We start from the raw sequence: 473 nt of genomic DNA, 5'->3' as shown, positions 1-473 counted from the left end.
GCGCGTGGTGTTCGTCGAGGGCGACGAGATCGTGGCGTGCGAGGGCGAGACCCAGGTGCGCATCGCGCTGGCGGACATCCCGCTGACGCGCAACGGCAGCATCGGCTTCCAGGTGGAAAACGCGATGTCATCGATCGCCGCCGCCTGGGCGCTGGGCGTGGACTGGGCCGTGATCCGTCGCGGGCTGGCTACCTTCGTCAACGACGCCGCCACGGCGCCGGGCCGCTTCAACGTGTTCGACTACCGGGGCGCCACCCTGATCGCCGACTACGGCCACAATCCGGATGCCATCCAGGCATTGTGCAATGCGGTGGAATCCATGAAGGGCGACCGCCGCGTGGTGGTGATCAGCGGCGCGGGCGATCGTCGCGACGTGGACATCCGCCGGCAAACCCAGATCCTGGGCGGCGTGTTCGACGAGGTGGTGCTGTATCAGGACCAGTGCCAGCGCGGCCGCGAGGACGGCGAGGTAC

General features: G+C 68.7%; 1 protein-coding gene. It reads left to right on the top strand.

Annotated features, from left to right (window positions below):
- Positions 1–473: glutamate ligase domain-containing protein (locus AB4111_RS31160; RefSeq protein ID WP_442035141.1), on the top strand; the 473-nt coding region annotated here is incomplete at both ends.

Source organism: Paenibacillus sp. 2KB_22, assembly GCF_052115745.1.
Taxonomy (GTDB): domain Bacteria; phylum Bacillota; class Bacilli; order Paenibacillales; family Paenibacillaceae; genus Paenibacillus.
This window is presented reverse-complemented; position numbering and strand designations above follow the sequence as displayed.